Annotated in this window: 8 protein-coding genes; 2 read left to right on the top strand and 6 right to left on the bottom strand. The window is 73.5% G+C overall.

What is annotated here, in order from left to right; translation table 11 throughout:
- Window positions 1-2: 2 nt before the first annotated feature.
- Window positions 3-701 carry an HAD family hydrolase gene (locus ACFVT2_RS03970; protein WP_390011786.1) on the top strand — a complete coding sequence of 233 codons (699 nt, stop codon included), beginning with the start codon at window positions 3-5 and terminating at the stop codon, window positions 699-701.
- A gap of 117 nt (window positions 702-818) precedes the next feature.
- Here the strand turns inward: ACFVT2_RS03970 and queC are convergent, their stop codons facing one another.
- Complete coding sequence (gene queC / locus ACFVT2_RS03965) at window positions 819-1,535, bottom strand: 7-cyano-7-deazaguanine synthase QueC (RefSeq protein WP_390011783.1); 717 nt, start codon at window positions 1,533-1,535, stop codon at window positions 819-821.
- 207 nt (window positions 1,536-1,742) lie between these two features.
- Window positions 1,743-4,601, bottom strand: a complete 2,859-nt coding sequence (locus ACFVT2_RS03960; protein WP_390011780.1) for an AAA family ATPase — start codon at window positions 4,599-4,601, stop codon at window positions 1,743-1,745.
- Between the two features lie 406 nt (window positions 4,602-5,007).
- Between ACFVT2_RS03960 and lipA the strand changes: the two genes are divergently transcribed.
- Window positions 5,008-5,970 (top strand): lipoyl synthase, encoded by a 963-nt coding sequence (lipA, locus tag ACFVT2_RS03955; protein ID WP_390011777.1) that lies wholly within the window; start codon window positions 5,008-5,010, stop codon window positions 5,968-5,970.
- A 28-nt stretch (window positions 5,971-5,998) separates the two neighbouring features.
- Here lipA and ACFVT2_RS03950 read toward each other — a convergent pair whose 3' ends face one another.
- The 4 genes from ACFVT2_RS03950 to ACFVT2_RS03935 all read right to left on the bottom strand — a co-directional run bounded on the left by ACFVT2_RS03950 (window position 5,999) and on the right by ACFVT2_RS03935 (window position 17,072).
- Window positions 5,999-6,751: an SDR family NAD(P)-dependent oxidoreductase gene (locus tag ACFVT2_RS03950; RefSeq protein WP_390011775.1), complete on the bottom strand. Its 753-nt coding sequence runs from the start codon at window positions 6,749-6,751 to the stop codon at window positions 5,999-6,001.
- A gap of 388 nt (window positions 6,752-7,139) precedes the next feature.
- Window positions 7,140-8,360 (bottom strand): MFS transporter, encoded by a 1,221-nt coding sequence (locus tag ACFVT2_RS03945; RefSeq protein ID WP_390011772.1) that lies wholly within the window; start codon window positions 8,358-8,360, stop codon window positions 7,140-7,142.
- A 133-nt stretch (window positions 8,361-8,493) separates the two neighbouring features.
- The gene (locus ACFVT2_RS03940) at window positions 8,494-9,843 is read right to left on the bottom strand and encodes a condensation domain-containing protein (protein ID WP_390011769.1); all 1,350 of its coding nucleotides are present in this window, start codon (window positions 9,841-9,843) and stop codon (window positions 8,494-8,496) included.
- Window positions 9,840-17,072 (bottom strand): amino acid adenylation domain-containing protein, encoded by a 7,233-nt coding sequence (locus ACFVT2_RS03935; protein ID WP_390011766.1) that lies wholly within the window; start codon window positions 17,070-17,072, stop codon window positions 9,840-9,842. Before ACFVT2_RS03935 ends, ACFVT2_RS03940 begins: the two co-directional genes overlap by 4 nt.
- Window positions 17,073-17,286: the final 214 nt, after the last annotated feature.

The raw sequence follows: 17,286 nt of genomic DNA, 5'->3' as shown, positions 1-17,286 counted from the left end.
ACATGACGGATGAGATAGGCCGCGCATCGCGGACGACGGTCGTGCTGGACCGGGACGGCACCCTGCTGGACTTCTACGAGATGTTCCACCGGTTCGTCCTGGACCTGCACAGGCAAGAGGGGGTGACACCGCCGCCCCGCGAGGAGATCCTCGGGTTCGGCTACTGGTCCGCGATCACCAGCGGCGCCCTGCACATCGGGTCGGTGCGGGTGCGGGACCGGGTGGACGAGGTGGCCCACCGCTACATGGCGCACGGCACGCTCTACCCGGGAGTGGTACCGATGCTGTTGGGACTGTCCGGCGCCGGTGTGCGGCTCGCGCTGGTCAGTTCCTGGGTCGGCACCGAGTCCACCGTCGCCCTGCTGGAGCGCTACGCGGTCCGGGAGTGCTTCGGTCCGGTCCTGACCCGGGACGATCTGGCGGTTCGGGACGCGCAGGTCCCCGACGCCGACTGCAAGACAGAGTTGGCACGGCGCGCGCTGGACGGGCTCGGCCACGCGCCCGACCACCGGCTCTACGTCGTCGGTGACACCCCGTCCGATATCGCGTTGGGACGCCGGCTGGGGGCCGTGGTCGTCGGCGTGCGCACCGGGAACGGCGGCGGTCTGCCGCCCGAGGGGACGCCCGAGGGGCCGGACGTCGTGCTGCACTCGGCCGCGGACCTGGGCGAGTTGATCCTCGGGGCGGACCGGGCGGCGTGACCGCACCCGGCGCCGGGCGGGGGCGCCGTACCGGGGACCCGACGGCCGACGGGCCGGACTCCTGTTGTGGGAGTCCGGCCCGTTCCGGCTGCCGGCCCGCGGGCGGGCCGGGCGTGATCAGGGCGCCGCGTAGTCCGTCACATCGTCGAGGTAGTCGGTCGGGTCGGCCAGCCCGGCGTTCCGGAACGCCTCCCGCCGCTCGTAGCAGGTGCCGCAGGTGCCGCAGTGCCGGCTGCCGCCCTTGTAACAGGACCAGCTGATCTCCAGCGGGGCGCCCAGCCGGGTGCCGTGCGTGGCGATGTCGGCCTTGGACCAGGAGAGGAACGGCGCCTCCACCTGCGGCACCGCGAAGCCCTCGTTGGCCACGGCGACCAGGTCGCGCAGCGCGCTGACGAACGCGGGCCGGCAGTCCGGGTAGATGAAGTGGTCACCGGCGTGCATGCCCAGGGCCACCACCGACGCGCGGTGCGCCACCCCGACCGACACCGCGACGTTCGCCAGCACCGCATTGCGGTTCGGCACGACGGTGGCCCGCATGGACTGCTCCGCGTAGTGCCCGTCGGGGACGTCGACCTGTTCGTCGGTCAGCGCCGACCCACGGAGCAGCGACCCAAAACTCCGCAGGTCCACCACGTGGTGCTGGGCGCCGTAGTGGGCGGCCACCGTCCGGGCCGCTTCGATCTCGCGGTGGTGGCGTTGCCCGTAGTCGACGGTGACGGCGATCAGCGAGTGGTGCAGTGCGGCGTAGTGCGCCATGAGCGTCGTGGAGTCCATGCCTCCCGACAGCACCACCACTGCGGTGAACGGATCGGTGCGGCTGTCGTCTTGGTCCATCAGAAAACCTCCGGAGTGGGAAGGGAAACCGAACAACCGGGACAAGGGGCAGTCGGGTGCCTCGGGCCATCGTGGCGGCGGCCGGGGCGCGGCACATCACGGCCCGTGCCGTAGCGCGTGCGGCCGGGTACCGAGGGGCGCCGGACGGGACCCGAGAGAATCCGCGTTCCCGAAGCTCCCCGGCCGGTGCGGGAACGCGGCCCCCGGTCAGATGGCGGCGGAATCCACCAGCAAGGGCCACAGCCCCGCGGTGCGGAACAGGTGCGGGAAGTCCTTGCGGCCGGTGATGTCGAGCTTGCGGTAGGCACTGGACAGGTGGAGTTCGACCGTGCGGCGGGTGATGTGCAGGGTCGTCGCGATGCGTTCGTTGGTGGAGCCCCGCACGGCGTCGATGAGGATCTGCTTCTCCCGCTTGGTCAGCTTCAGTACGCCGCCCAGCGGTGACCGGCCGGCGGACCGCCCCTCCGCGGCGGCGAGCCGCTGCCGCACCCGCGTCGCGAGCGGCCGTGCGCCGCAGCGGTCCGCCAGTTCCAGCGCCGTGCTCAGCTCCGCCATCGCCTCCTCGTAGCGCCCGTCGTCGAACAGGAGGCAGGCCAGGTCGGCGGCGGCGTGCGCGAGGTCGAAGTCGGCGTGCGCGCCCGCCAGCAGCCGCATCGCTTCGCGCAGCAGCCCCTCGCCCTCGGGCGCCCCGCCCAGCGCGCCGAGCACCCGCAGGGCGATACCGCGCTCCCGCGGTGTGTCCATGGCCTCGGCGGTCCGCAGCAGCGCCAGGGCGGTGTCCCGGGCTTCCGCGTCGCGTCCCAACTGCGTCAGCAGATCGACGGTGTGGACGTACGCGTGGACGCCGCCGGTCGGGCCGAGCGGGGTGGTCGTACCGGTCACCTCCGCCAGGTCCGTGGAGACGCCCGGCAGATCGCCGCTGTCGGCCCGTAGCCGGGCGCGGGTGAGCCATACGTCGCGGTGCAGCCAGTCCGGTGGCAGGCCGCCCAGGCAGCCGTGCTCGCGCAGCAGCGCGCGGGCCTCGGCGCCGAGCCCCATGGCGAGCCGGACCTCGGCCAGCGTCCCCACGATCCAGAGCAGCAGCGGGTGTTGGGGCCGCGTCCCGTAGTGCACGAGCGCGTCCAGGCACTCGCCGAGCTGATCGTGCGCGGTGCGCAGCCGGCCGCGCATCAGGGCCAGGCGTGCGGTGACGGGCAACAGCAGGGCCCGGTTCAGCGGGTGCTCGTGGCAGTCCGCACAGTCGTGGTGGAGCCGCAGTTGGGCCGCCACGTCCTCGTCGCGGCCGTTCCACGTCAGGACCATCAGCGCCAGCAGCCTGAGGACCGGGTGCAGGCACAGCCCGGTCTCCTCCCGCAACGCCTCCCGTGCGCCGCGCACCGCCTCGGCCGGCCGGCACGTCAGGTGACTGCGCAGCGCGTTCACGACGGAGGTCGCCGCCGCCACGCGGTCCGGGCCGCAGAAGTCGGCCTCGGCGGCCGTGCGGCGTCCCAGTCCGTGGCCCTTGGGCGCGAGGCGCTCCTCGCCGAGGTGCGCGGCGCTCGGCAGCGGGTAGGCGTGCAGGCCGTCGAGCAGACGGTGTACCTGCTGCCAGTCGGAGCGGCCGGACCGGGCGCGGCCGGCGGTGAGCGGCGTCCGGGCCGCCGTGCCGGGGTCGGAGCCCAGGTACAGCGCGGTGCTGACGCGGGCCAGCAGGGGGAGCCGGAGGGCGTCCTCGGTGGTCTCCTCCAGCGTCCTGACCGCCTCGTGGAGGCCCTGGACCAGGTCGATACCGATCTTGGCGTCGATCAGCTCCAGGACCGCGACCCTCCGGTCCTCACCCGACGCCGCCTGGACGGCGTGCTCCAGATAGCGCCGTGCCCGGTCCGGTTCCCGTGCCGCGAGGGCCTTCTGTCCGGCCCGCAGCAGTACCGGCGCGGCCCAGGGTTCGTCCAGCGGCACCGTCGACGCCGTGAGGTGATCGGCGATCCGTTCGGCGGGCGCCTGCCTGCCGTGGAGGTAGGCGGCGGCCGCGAGGTGGGCGGCGTTGCGGGCCATCAGGGTCATCCGGCCCAGCAGCGCGTTGCGTACGACCCGGTGGCGCAGGGACAACTCGTGGTCATCGCCGACGAGGTGCATGCACACCAACAGGTCGACGGCGGCGAGGGTTTCGGCCAGGGTCAGTCCGCTGAGGTGGGAGACGAGGAGGGGATCAGCCGCGGAGTGGGTCTCCGCGATGGCGATGGCCAGGGCGACCTTCCCGGCGTTCGGGTCGAGCCCGGCCAGCCGGGTCCCGATCAACTCCGCTACGGGGGCGGGCCGCAGGGCGGCGGCCGGCGTCGGCTCGGCGCCGGTCGCGGGCCGGTCGCGCAGGATCCGGGCGACCTCGGTGAGCAGGTAGGGATTGCCCGCACAGGCACGGTGGCACTCCGCGACGACGTCGGCGGCCGGTGCGCGGCGCGCCACGCGCCGGATCAGCGCGGCGGACTGGGACGGCGCCAGCCCCACCAGCGGTATGTGCCGTGCGCCGACGAAGAGTTCGTGCAGCTCTCCGGGACCGCCGCCCCGGCTCTCGCCGTCCCGTACGGAGGCGATCAGGACCAGGCGGGCGGGGGGCGGGGTGAGGAGGAGTCGGCGGAGGAAGTCCAGTGAGGCGGTGTCGGCCCGGTGGGCGTCGTCGAGGGTGAGGACGACGGGACCGTCGGGCGTCAGCGCGGTGAGGGCGGCCCGGACGTGGGCCAGTAAGGCGTCCGTCTCCGCCGGTGCCGGGTCCGGTGGGCTGGTGCGGCCGGCCGCCGCGGGTAAGGCGGCGTCGAGGGCGGTGCGGCGGGGATGCTCCGGTGGCAGTAACGTGGCGATTCTCGCGGCCAGTTGGCGGGCGAGGCCGAACGGCGGCTGGTGGTCGTGCAGGGTGCACAGCACGTCGATGGTGACGTGGCCCTGTGCGCGGGCGGAGGCCGAGAACGTGCGGAGCAGGGTGGTCCGCCCGATGCCCGGTTCGCCGGTGACCAGAGCGCGGACCGGGCCGCCGTGGGCGCCGTCCTCCAGGGCGGCGCCGAGTCGACGCAGCTCGGCCTGACGCCCCGTCATGGACGTCTTTGGTCCCTCGTCTGTGCGATGCATAAAGCTCCTCTGTCACAGCTCACCACTTTTACCCCAGTAGCACCATCTCTCTTCTCGGCGCAGCGGCGATCTGAACGAGTTGGCCATTGCCTTTCAAAAGAGGCAAACGGGCAACGCGGCCCCGTCCGGCGGTCCGCGGGCCGACCGAACGGGACGCCGAACCGGCGCGCACCCCGCTCCTCGATGGCCGGAGGACAGCGGTTTCACGCCAGCTTCTCCGGGCGTTCCGCCCCGACACCGCGGTCGTTCCGGCCCGTTCGCCGGCGATCGGGCCGGGCCGAATCGCACCGGTCGCGTCCCGTTGGTGGGCGTAGCCTGGGCCGGCCGAAGGATGATCCATACCCCTTGCGGGGGCAGAAGAGAGGTACCGGACGTGCCTGCTGTCGCGCCTGACGGACGCAAGTTGCTGCGCTTGGAGGCCCGGAACAGTCAGACCCCCATCGAGCGCAAGCCCGAGTGGATCAAGACCCGGGCGAAGATGGGGCCCGAGTACAACCACCTCCAGGGCCTGGTCAAGAGCGAGGGTCTGCACACGGTCTGCCAGGAAGCGGGCTGCCCCAACATCTTCGAGTGCTGGGAGGACCGTGAGGCGACCTTCCTCGTCGGCGGCGACCAGTGCACCCGCCGTTGCGACTTCTGCCTCATCGACACCGGCAAGCCGCAGGCGCTGGACCGCGACGAACCGCGCCGGGTCGGCGAGTCCGTCGTCACCATGGACCTGAACTACGCGACGATCACCGGCGTCGCCCGCGACGACCTGGCGGACGGCGGCGCCTGGCTCTACGCCGAGACCGTCCGCCGGATCCACGCGATGACGGCGACCCGCGAGGCCGGGCACACCAAGGTGGAACTGCTGGCCCCCGACTTCAACGGAGCGCCGGACGCGCTGGCTGAGGTCTTCTCCTCGCGCCCCGAGGTGTTCGCGCACAACGTCGAGACGGTTCCGCGGATCTTCAAGCGGATCCGCCCCGGCTTCCGCTACGAGCGGTCGCTGGAGGTCATCACCAAGTCCCGCGAGGCCGGCCTGGTCACCAAGTCCAACCTGATCCTGGGCATGGGCGAGACCCGCGAGGAGATCAGCCAGGCACTCCAGGACCTGCACGACGCGGGCTGCGAGCTGATCACGATCACCCAGTACCTGCGCCCCTCCGTGCGGCACCACCCCATCGAGCGCTGGGTCAAGCCCGCCGAGTTCGTGGAGCTCAAGGAGGAGGCCGACGAGATCGGCTACGCCGGCGTCATGTCCGGCCCGCTGGTCCGCTCCTCCTACCGCGCCGGCCGCCTCTACCAGCAGGCCGTCGAACGACGCGGCGCACCGCTCGCCGTGCCCAACTGAGCCGTGCCAGGCGCGCGTCGGGCCCGCATCACGCGGTGCCGCCGCCGTCAACCCCGATCCGGGCGGCGGTGGTGAAGGCGGCCTCCGGGGACGCCAGGTACGACACGGCGGCGGCGATCTCGGCCGGGGCCGCGAAGCGGTTCAGCGGGGACAGTCCCTTCTGGAGTTCTCCGGCCGGGCCGTCCTGCGGGTTCATATCGGTGTCCGTCGGCCCCGGCGCCACTTCGTTCACGGTGATCCCGCGCGGGCCGAGATCGCGGGCCAGGCCCTTCGTCAGACCGGTGATCGCCGCCTTGCTCGCCGCGTAGACCGCGAAGCCGGGGCCGGTGACCCGCTCGCCCAGACATGAACCGATGGTGATGATCCGCCCGCCGGACGGTAGGTGCCGGGCCGCCGCGCGGGCGGTGAGGATCGCACCGCGTATGTTCACGTCGAGCATCCGGTCGATGGTCTCCACCGGCATGTCGACGATGTTCGGCAGCGTCATGTCGCTGACCCCGGCGTTGTTCACCAGGATGTCCAAGCGGCCGAATTCCCGGACGGTTTGTTCCACCGCGGACGTGATCGCCTCGGCGTCCGCGGCATCGGCCCGGATCGCGAGGGTCCGCCGGCCGGTCTCCTTCGCCACGGAATCCGCGGTGAAGTGAGCGGCTTCGCGGTTCGACCGGTAGGTGAGGGCGATATCGGCGCCGTCCTCGGCGAGCCGCCTCGCGACAGCCGCGCCGATTCCTCGGCTCGCACCGGTGACGAGGGCGACCTTCCCGTTCAACTTCCCACTCACGGCACTGTCCTTGTCTCATTGCTTTTCGGAGCGTGCAGGAATATTCGGCAGGTCCGGGATCTCGGATGATCACTATAGGAGGCGCCGCGGGGCCCCGACAGAGCGAGCGGACCGAAGAGCGGAAGTCGGCGCAAAGGGAGGTCTTGCCGTTCGCCGACCGGGCTGCTGCCCCCTGAGAAAGGGACGACGTTCGGAGCGAGGGACGACGTTGTGACGCGGCAGTGGTCAGGGCGAGCGATCAGGTTCGGGGCGATCGGCGTGCTGCGGCCGAACTGTGCCCGCCTTCTGCGGGGCCGGCGTCGCCGCGCAGTACGGCGTCCCGCCACCGGGCGGTGACGGGACGCCGAATTCCTGCCAATTTTCCAACGGGATTATGTAAAAAGGGAGTTCAGTCGCCGTTTCGGCGGAGTGTGAGGGCGCTGCGGACCCCGGCCAGGGCGAGCAGGGTGACGACCCCGGCGAATGCGCCCGCGGCGGTCACCAGGGAGAACCAGGACAGCAGCACCGCCACGCCGATGACCGGCAGGGTGAGCCCCAGATAGGCGGCCACGAAGTAGCTGGAGGCGACCTCGCCGGTGCGGGCCGCGGGCACCCGGGCGGTGAGCGCCGTCAGGCCGGAGCGGAACGCCGCTCCCGCACCGCCGCCCCCGAGCGCGGCCCCCACCAGGAACAGCGTGAGGGAGCGGGCGGGCAGCGCGGCGATGATCAGCGCCAGGCCCACCGGGATCATCAGCATGCCCACCACGATGGCCCGCACCGCCTCCGCCCGGGCGGACACCACCTGCGCGAGGCCGGCCGCCGCGAAGGCGCAGCCGGCCACCAGCCCGGTCAGCAGCGGACTGTGCCGATGCAGCCCCTCGGCCAGGAACGTGCCGGTGAGGCCCGCCAGCAGACCGAGCACCGAGAAGCCCGCGAACACCGAGACCGCCACCGGGGCGAAGACCCTCCGCGCCTGCGGCGGCACCGCCAACCGCTGCACACGGAACCGCCCCTGGGCGGGTATGACCGTCTCGGGCAGCCGGAACAGCACCAGGCCCGACAGCAGCAGGGCCGCCACCACCACATAGGGCGTGAGCAGCGGGCGGGGCGCGAACTCGGCCAGCACACCGCCCAGCAGCGGCCCGCCGGCCAGGCCGAGCATGCTGGTCACCGTGGCCAACAGGGCGGCGGTGGCCGGCCGCGGGTGCAGCTCCCGGAGATAGGCGGTGGCGGCCCCGGTGGCCAGCCCGACCGAGATGCCGCTGAGCAGACGCCCGATCAGCAGCCCCGGCAGCGTCGGGAAGACCGCGAACACCGCACAGCTCACCGCCGCGATGAGCATGGCCGGCCCGATCACGGCCCGGCGGCCGATCCGGTCGGACACCCCGCCGAGCAGCAAGGCGGCCACCACGCCCACCGCGTACAGCGCGAACACGACGGTGACCAGCACCGGGGTGAGCCCTAAGCGGGCACTGTAGAGCCCGTACAGCGGGGTGGGCAGGGCACCCCCGAGCATGACGGTGAACAGCAGGAACACCACCGTGGCCACCATCGCCGGCCGGCCGCGCGCCGCCGGGGCCTGTTCGCCGGCCGCCACCGTGGGCGTACGCACATCCTGGTCGTGAGTCACCGGACTACCTCCAAAAGGTCGGACCGGCGAATCTTGCCAGAGCGGGTGTGCGGGGCGGTGCGGGGGCCGACGTGACGGGGTGCGGGCACGGTTCGGATCCGGGGCCGGTGCCGCTCAGCGGCCGACGGCGGGTTCAGACCGCGCGGAGCGGATCGGCCGCCACCTCGTCCAGCAGGGCCCGGAAGTCCCGCACCACCGCCGTGATCGTGCCCGCGTCGAAGAGGTCCGTGGGATAGACGACCCGCCCGGACAGCTCCGCGTCCCCGGCGCCGGTGCCGAGCGCCAGTTCCAGGTCGTGGCGCGCGGTCAGGCGCGGCACGGGATGGGCGGCGGTCGACAGGCCCCGGAAGACGGGGAGTTCGCCCCGGCCGCCGCGCAGCGCGGCCACGTCGGTGGTGGTGTTCTGGAGCTCGAAGGTGACCTGGACGAGCGGGCGTCGGCCGGCGGGCGCCGGCTCCGGGAGCGCGGCGACGACCTGGTCGTACGGCGCCTCCTGATGGGCGAAGGCGTCCAGCGTGCGGTGCCGGATCCCGGCGAGCAGGTCGGCGAAGGCGACCCCCGCGGGGGCGGTCGAGCGGATGGCGAGCGTGTTGACCAGGCACGTGATCAACTTTTCCCGTTCCGGTGTGGTGCGGCCGGTCACCAGCGTCCCCACGGTGATGTCGGTCTGCCCGGTCCACCGCCGCAGCAGCGCGTGGAACCCGGCGAGCAGCGTCATGAAGGGGGAGGCGCCACAAGTCCGCCCCACCTCGTCGAGCCGGGTCACCAGGGGGCCGGGCAGGGCGAACGGGTGCTCGTCGGCGTGTGCGGTGCGCACCGCGGGCCGCGGCCGGTCCGCGGGCACGGCGACCGGCTCGGCGCCCGCCAACTGGCCGACCCAGTAGGCCATTTGCTCGTCCAGGGCGCCACGGGAACGCAGTCGCTGTTCCTCGAAGCTCAGCTCGGTGTAGCCGAACGTCAACGGCGGGAGCATCCGGGCGCCGTCCAGCCCCCGGAGGGCCGCGGCGTACAGCACCTCCAACTCCCGGAAGAACACCGCGACCGACCAGTCGTCGAAGACCACGTGGTGACCGGTGCACACCAGCACATGATCGTCCGGGGCCAGGGTGAGCACCGCGGTCCGCAGCACCTCCGACGCCAGGTCGAAGGGGCGCCAGGCGATGTCCTCGATGAAGCGTTGCGCCGCGGCGTGCGGGTCCGACCGGTCGGTGAGGTCAACGACGTGGACGGGGACGTGCTCCGGCACGTGGGCCGTCCAGCGGAGTCTGCCGCGGGTGTCCAGGGCGAAGGTGCTGCGCAGGGACTCGTGCCGGGTGATCAGGGCGCGTACTGCCCGCACGAGGGCGTCGGAGTCGAGCGGGCCGTGCAGCCGCAGGGCCACCGGCACGTTGAGCTCGCCCGTCCCCGCCGTTACCTGTTCGGCCGCCCAGAGTCGCGCTTGTGCCGCGGTGGCCAGTGGCCGTATCGCTCCCGGGCCCGTCATCGTCCCTCCGTACCGTTGTCCAGCAACTGCGTGATGGTGTGCGCGATGCGGGCCACGTGGGGCGGGCGCAACATCGCGTAGTGATCGGCGGGGACCGGCCGGGCGAGGAGGTCGGCACCCGTGGCCCGCTGCCACCGCTGCGCGCGGTCCGTGCCGTCGGGGTCGTCGCTGTGGACGTACAGCAGCCGTCCTGGGTAGGCGGGCGGGCGGTAGCCGGCCTGTGCCGAGAGGTGCGCCCGGAAGACGTCGAAGGCGCGGGTGAACCGGTCCGCCTCCAGGTCGGGGAGGACCTGTGCGGCGCGCAGCTCGTCCAGGAGGGGGCGGAGCCGTAGGGGGCGGGCCGACTCGTCCTCCGCGGGGCGGGTCAGGCCCGCGGAGCGGTAGAGGTCCTCGGCGAAGTGGCGCAGGACGTCCGCCTCGTCGGCCACGGTCGGTGCGGGAGCGGGCGGGCAGGCGCTGTCCAGTACGCCGAGCAGTTCCACCTCCTGGCCGGCGTCGCGCAGCGCGGTGGCCATCTGGACGGCGACCAGGCCGCCGAAGGACCAGCCCAGGAGGCGGTACGGGCCTTCGGGCTGCGCCTGGAAGAGCTCGGCCAGGTACTCGTCGGCCAGTTCCGCCACCGTCTCCCGCGGGCGCTGCCCGGGCTCGAAGCCGCGGGCGGCGAAGCCGAAGACGGGCAGGCCGGGGTGGCCGTCGGCCAATGCCGCGGCCAGATCCCGGTAGCCGAAGACGGTGCCACCCACCGGGTGGACGAGGAACACCGGGCGCCGGCCGCCCCCGGGGCGCAGCGGGACCGGGGCGCCGCCCGTGGCCGGCGCCGCCGCGCCGGTGCGCAGCAGCGCGGCCTGTTCGGCGACGGTGGCGTGGCCGAGCAGGGCCGACAGCGGCAGCTCGGCGCCGAACGTGCGGCGGACCAGCGCCACCAGCCGCAGCGCGGACAGGGAATGCCCACCGAGGTCGAAGAAGTCGTCGTGGACGCTGTGCACCGGGGCACCCAGCACGTCCTCCCACACCGACGTCAGCCGCACCTCCCAGTCGTCCCGCGGCGGGGCCGGGGCGGTCGTGGGCGGTGGCTCCGCCGCGGCCAGGCGGGCGAGGGCGTTGCGGTCCACCTTGCCGTTCGGCGTGAGGGGCAGCCGGTCGATCCAGTGCCAGGCGGACGGGACCATGTGCGCGGGGAGCCGCTGTTTGAGGAAGGCCGCGCACCCGGCGGTGTCCGGTGCGTCGGCGCCGACCAGGTACGCGGTGAGCCGGTCCGCCGTCAGCAGGACCGCGCACCCGCGCACCGCCGGGTGCCGCACCAGCACCTCCTCGATCTCGCCCAGCTCCACCCGCATCCCGCGGATCTTCACCTGGTGGTCGACGCGGCCGACGTACTCCAGGACGCCGTCCGGCGTCCACCGGGCCAGGTCGCCGGTGCGGTAGAGCCGGACGCCGGTCCCGTCCCGGCGCGTCAGGCGCGGGAAGCGCTCCGCCGTCAGCTCGGGCTGCCCGTGGTAGCCGTCCGCGAGGCAGTCGCCCGCGAGGTACAGCTCGCCGGTCACGCCGACCGGCACCGGTTGGCGGTGCCGATCCAGGACGTGGGTCTCGGTGTTGGCGATCGGGCGGCCGATGGGCACCGCCTCCCGCCCGTCGTCCCGGCAGTGCCAGGAGGTGACGTCCACCGCCGCCTCGGTCGGGCCGTAGAGGTTGAACAGGTCGACGTCCAGGCGTGCCAGGCAGTGCCGTTGCAGCGCGCTGTCGAGCGCCTCCCCACTACAGAAGACCCGGCTCAACGGGGCGCAGCGGGCCAGGTCGCGGTCGTCGAGGGTGTCGAGGAACGCGCGCAGCATCGACGGGACGAAGTGGACCGTGCTCACCTCCTCCCGGGCGATCAGCTCCGCCAGATAGCGCGGCTCACGGTGGCCGCCCGGCCGGGCGAGGACCACCACGGCGCCGGTGATCAGCGGCCAGAAGAACTCCCACACCGAGACGTCGAAGGTGGCCGGGGTCTTCTGCACCACCCGTTCACCGGACCGCAGTTGGTACTCGGCCTGCATCCACAGCAGCCGGTTGCTGATCGCGCGGTGCGGTACCACGACGCCCTTGGGCCGCCCGGTCGAACCCGAGGTGAAGATCACGTACGCCGGGTCGGACGGGCCGGCGGCGTCGGACGGGCCGGTGGCCGGGCGGTCCGCCCACCGCCGCTCATGGCCGTCGACGCACTCCACGACGGCCCCGGTACCGGCCAGCCGGGCCGCGGCGGCCCCGGTGGTCAGCACGACGGTCGGCCGGGCGTCCTCGATCAGTTCGCGCACCCGCTCGTCCGGGTCCTCCGGCGACAGCGGGACGTAGCCGCCGCCCGCTTTCAGGACGGCCAGCAAGCCGATCACCAGCTCGGCGGACCGCTCCAGCAGCACCGCCACGAACCGGCCGCGGGTGACGCCGAGTTCCCGGAGCCGGTGCGCCAGGCGACCGGCGGCCTCGTCCAGCTCCCGGTAGGTGAGCGTGGCCCCCTCGAAGCGGACGGCCGGTGCCTGCGGGGTGCGGGCGGCCTGTCGCGCGACGAGGTGGTGCAGCACGTGGTCCTCGGGGAACTCCCGCCGGGTGTCGTTCCACTGCGCGAGCCACTTCTCCTCCGTCCCGGACAGGAGCGGGTGGTCGGCGTACCGGGCCGAGGGGTCCTCGCTCATGGCCCGGAGCGCGGTCCGGTAGTAGCCGTCGATCAGCTCGATCTGTGCGGCCTCGAAGCGGCCGGCGTCGTACCGCAGCGCCATCACCAGCCGGTCGGCGGCGTCGTCGAGCGAGAACTCCACCCCGAAGGGGAAGTTGGAGTGCGCGGCCCACTCCTCCGCGAGGACGTCCAGTCCGTCGCCCGCGCCGACCGACTGCGACACGTGGAAGTGCGTGTAGTTGAAGAACGTGTCGTACGCGGGGCCGGTGCCGGCGAGCGACATCAGGTCCGCCGCCGGGTAGCGCCGGTGGTCCTGGACGCGCAGATCCAGCTCCGCGGTCCGCCCGATCAGGTCCATCCAGGTCCCGTCGGCCAAACGGCAGCGCATCGGCACGGTGTTCAGGAACACCCCGAGCGTCTTGTCGCCGTCGCGTTCCTCGGCCCGCCCGTTGCAGACGACGCCGGTCAGGACGTCGTCACTGCCGCCCAGCAGCCCCAGCACCCGCAGGTGCGCGGTCAGCAGGACGATGCGCAGCGGCACCCCGAGGGCATCGGCGAGGTCGCGGAGGTCGTCGGAGAGCGCGGCGGGGAGCGGCGCCTCGGCGCACACCATCTCCCCGGTGGGCCGGGCGGACCGCCAGCGGGGGAGTGGTGCGGTTTCGGCGCCGGCGAGTTCGGCGGCCCAGAACTCCCGCTGTGCGGCGTCGTCCCGCGCCGCGCGTTCCAGCGCGACGAAGGTGCGGAACCGCGACGCGGGGGCCGCGTCCGGCCAGGAGTGGGCGGCGCCGCCCACCTCGCCGCGGTACCGGTCGAGCAGTTCCGCCGTCAGCGACCGCTCGCTCCAGCCGTCCAGGATCGCGTGGTGCTCCACCACGAACAGCTGGCAGGTGTCCGCCGAGCGCCGCTGCACGTGGAACCTGATGAGCGGCGCGACCCGCCAGTCGAAGGGGCGGCGCCGCTCCGCGGCGAACCGTTCCGCCACCGCCGCCCGCTGCTCCGCCTCCGCCAGGTGGCTCACGTCCTCGAAGGTCAGCGGCGGTTCGACCCGGTCGTGCACCAACTGCACCGGCTCGTCGAAGGTGTCCAGGTCGAAGGAGGACCGCAGCACCTCGTGCCGGGCCAGTACGGTCCCGATCACCGTGCGCCAGGCCGCCTCCGCGTACGGGGTGCGGAGGTGATAGCTCGTGACGTTGTGGTACAGCTGCTCGCCGCCGCCCCCGGTCAGTTCGCTGTGGTAGACCATCCCGGCCTGGAGGGAGGAGAGGGGATAGGCGTCGAGCACCCCGGCGGGGACCCGGGCCCGCTCGCGCGTGCTCAGGGCGCTGAAGGGCGCGTCCGCCCGGGCCGCCGCCGGCCGCGCCGACACGCTCACCAGCGGCGCGAGTGCGCGGATCGTCGGATGGCGGACGAGGTCGGGGATGGCGAAGTCCAGGCCCTCTTCCCGGGCCCTGGCCAGGATTTGGATGCTGCGGATGGAGTCGCCACCCGAGGCGAAGTAGTTCGCGTCGATGCCGACCCGCGGCAGTCCCAGCACCTTGGCCCAGATGCCCGCCAGTGCGCGTTCCACGTCGTCCCGCCCGTCGACGGCGGCGGCGTCGTCGACGGCGGTGTTCGCCGCCTCCGCCGGGGTGTGCGGTGGCCGGGGATCGGGCAGCCGGTCGCGGTCCACCTTGCCGTTGCCGGTGAGCGGGAAGCGGTCGAGGGCCACGAGGGCCGCGGGCACCATGTAGTCGGGGAGCCGCCGCGCCAACGCGTCGCGCAGCGGCGCCTCGTCGAGTTCCCCGTCCGCGGTCCGCACGTACCCGGCGAGGTACTCCGCGCCCTGCGGATCCGTCCTGAGGACGGCCACCGCCTCCTCGACCGCCGGCGACTCGGCCAGCGCCGCCGCGACCTCGCCCAGCTCGATCCGGAACCCGCGCAGCTTCACCTGGTCGTCGAGCCGTCCGCAGTACTCCAGGTCCCCGTCCGGGAGCAGCCGGACCAGGTCGCCGGTGCGGTAGACGCGGACGTCCGGATCGTCGCCGAAGGGATGCGCGAGGAAGCGTTCCGCGGTCAGTTCGGGCCGGTTCAGATAGCCGCGGGCCAACCCCGCGCCGCCGACGAACAGTTCGCCCGGCACGCCCGGCGGCACGGGCTGGCCGTACGCGTCCAGGACGTACAGCTGGAGGTCCGGCACGGGCCGGCCGATGGCGCTGCGCGGTCCCGCCACCGTGTCCGCCAGCGTGATCGGCCGGTAGGTCACGTGCACGGTGGTCTCGGTGATGCCGTACATGTTCACCAGCCGCGGCCGCTGCGCACCGTGTCGCAGCAGCCAGGGGCGCAACGCCCGCAGGTCAAGGGCCTCGCCGCCGAAGACGATCCAGCGCAGCGCGAGCCCGCCGGTCGCCCCGCCCGCGGGGGCTGCCTCCTCGGCCTTCATCAACTGGTGGAAGGCGGACGGCGTCTGGTTGAGCACCGTCGTGCCGGTGCTGCGCAGCAGGCGCAGGAAGTCCTCCGGGGACCGGCTGACGTCGTACGGCACCACCACGAGGGTGCCGCCGTGCAGCAGCGCCCCCCAGATCTCCCACACCGAGAAGTCGAAGGCGTACGAGTGGAACAGCGTCCACACGTCCCGGTCCGTGAAGCCGAACCACTGCTGGGTGGTGTCGAACAGCCGGAGGATGTTGCGGTGCGGGATCAGGGTGCCCTTCGGGCGTCCGGTGGAGCCCGAGGTGTAGATGACGTAGGCGAGGTCGTCGCCGGTCGCCGCCGGTTCCGGGGCGTGGTCGGGGCAGGCGGCGAGGGCGTCGGCGTCCGCGGTCAGGTCGACCACCGGCCCGTCGTACGCCAGCGGTGCGCCGGGCTCGCCGCCGTCGCGCACCAGCAGGGCGATCCCGGCGTCCTCGGCGATGTGGCGCAGCCGCTCCGGTGGTGAGGACGGGTCGAGGGGGACGTACGCCCCGCCGGCCTTGAGGATGCCCAGGAGCGCCACGATGAGGTGTTCGGTGCGGGCGGTGGACAGGCCGACGCGGGTTTCCGGGCGCACTCCCCGGGCGCGGAGGTGGTGCGCCAGCCGGTTGCTCCGACGGTCGAGGTCGCGGTAGGTCAGGGTCCGGCCGGCGCAGATCACGGCGGTGGCGTCGGGGCGCAGCCGGGCCTGTGCGGCGAACCGTTCGTGGCAGACCACCTCCGGAGTCGGCCTCGGGTTCGGGCGCGGCGGCGCGGCCAGCCGCCGGTGCTCCTCGGCGGTCAGCAGTGGCACTCGGGCCACGGAGACGTCCGGGTCATGACTGACGCCGGTGAGCAACTGCACGTAATGGCACGCCAGTTGGGCGGCCATCGCGTCGTCGTCGAGGACGCCCTCCGCCGCGTGCAGCACGGCCTCGTGACCCGAGTCGGTCGGCATCACGTCGAGGGCGAGGTCGCAGTGCCCGGCGAACGCGCCGGTGTCCGGTGTCGCGGTCTCGACGACCGTGCCCCCGGGCACCTCCCAGCGCCGCCCCGGGGTGTCGCGGGCGGTGAAGGCCACGTGGTGGGTGGCGGTGTGCGCGGGGGCGAGGTGCGGAGACGCGCTCTCCAGCGGCAACCGCCGGTGCGCCGACGCCCGTTCCGCGGTCCGGGCGACCCGGGACAGCAGGTCGCCGAAGGACGGGGCGTCGGTCAGGTCGCAGCGGAGCACGGAGGTGGCGCCCAGGGGGCCGACCGGGTCGGGGAACGGCAGGGGGGCGGGGTCCGGGCCGGTGTCGGGGACGGCGACCCGGACGTCGGTGGTGCCCCCGTATCGGCTGGTCAACACGGCGAAGACCGCCAACAGGCCGGTGGCCAGGGAGGTTCCGGCCGCTCGGCACTGCGCCTCCAGGGCGGTGACGGCCGGCGCGGGCAGCGGGAAACGGTGGCTGCGCCGGAGGGCTGCGGAGCCGGCGTCCCGCCCACCGGAGGGCCACCGCGGACGCGGCGCTTCGTCGGCGAGCTGTTCCCGCCAGAAGGCCGCCGCGGCGTGCCCCTCCGGAGTGTCGAGCCACGCCTCGTGCCGGGCCGTGAACTCCGCGTAGGAGGGCGCGGGTTCGCGCGGCTCGTACTCGCCCAGGAGCATGGCGCGGTAGCCGCGGACGAGCTCGTCGGCCAGCACCGCCATCGACCGGGCGTCCGCGACGGTCCGGTGGGCGGCGAGCAGCAGGGTGGGATCGGCGCCGGGCGCGCGGACCAGAACGGCCCGCAGCAGGGGGCCGGCGTGCAGATCGAACGGCCTGACGGCCTCCGCGGCGAGCAGTGCGCGCGCCGAGGGCGCGTCCGCGGCCTCGCGCAGCTGCCAGTCGAACCCGCTGGACGCCGCGATGACCTGCACCACGCCGTCGTCCCGCACGGCGAAGCGGGTCCGCAGGGCCTCGTGCCGGCGCACCAGGTCGGCGACGGCCGCCCGCAGCGTCGGGGCCGCGGTCGTCCCGGGCAGCGTGAGGCAGTGCGCGAGGCCGCCGGCGGCCGCGGTCGGTGTCGCCTGCTGCCGGTAAAGGTGGTGCTGTGCCGGAGAAGCGGGAATCACCCGGTCGCCGTCCGCGGCGGATACGGACCGGGTGGCGTCCCCGTTCTCACTCTTCATCTGCATACCTTTCCTCGATCTGCGGAACGCGAGACATTCATCGAAGAGGGGATCCGGATTTCCGCACCGCGTGCCATTCCGGAGCTTCAGCGTGTCCGCGCCGAGGGGGCAAGTCAACGAGATCACACCACTTGACGCCGGCCTCCACACCAAGCGCCGGACGGGCACTACCAAAGGGCATGCGCGGATATACCTTCGTGCCCCGGAAAAGAAA

Source organism: Streptomyces sp. NPDC058000, assembly GCF_042886435.1.
Lineage (GTDB): Bacteria > Actinomycetota > Actinomycetes > Streptomycetales > Streptomycetaceae > Streptomyces.
This window is presented reverse-complemented; position numbering and strand designations above follow the sequence as displayed.

Excerpts from the sequence above, each read along its gene's own strand:
- ACFVT2_RS03970 (WP_390011786.1), top strand. The coding sequence starts at position 3 with ATGACGGATGAGATAGGCCGCGCATCGCGGACGACGGTCGTGCTGGAC.
- queC (WP_390011783.1), bottom strand. The coding sequence starts at position 1,535 with ATGGACCAAGACGACAGCCGCACCGATCCGTTCACCGCAGTGGTGGTG.
- ACFVT2_RS03960 (WP_390011780.1), bottom strand. The coding sequence starts at position 4,601 with ATGACGGGGCGTCAGGCCGAGCTGCGTCGACTCGGCGCCGCCCTGGAG.
- ACFVT2_RS03940 (WP_390011769.1), bottom strand. The coding sequence starts at position 9,843 with ATGACGGGCCCGGGAGCGATACGGCCACTGGCCACCGCGGCACAAGCG.
- ACFVT2_RS03935 (WP_390011766.1), bottom strand. The coding sequence starts at position 17,072 with ATGAAGAGTGAGAACGGGGACGCCACCCGGTCCGTATCCGCCGCGGAC.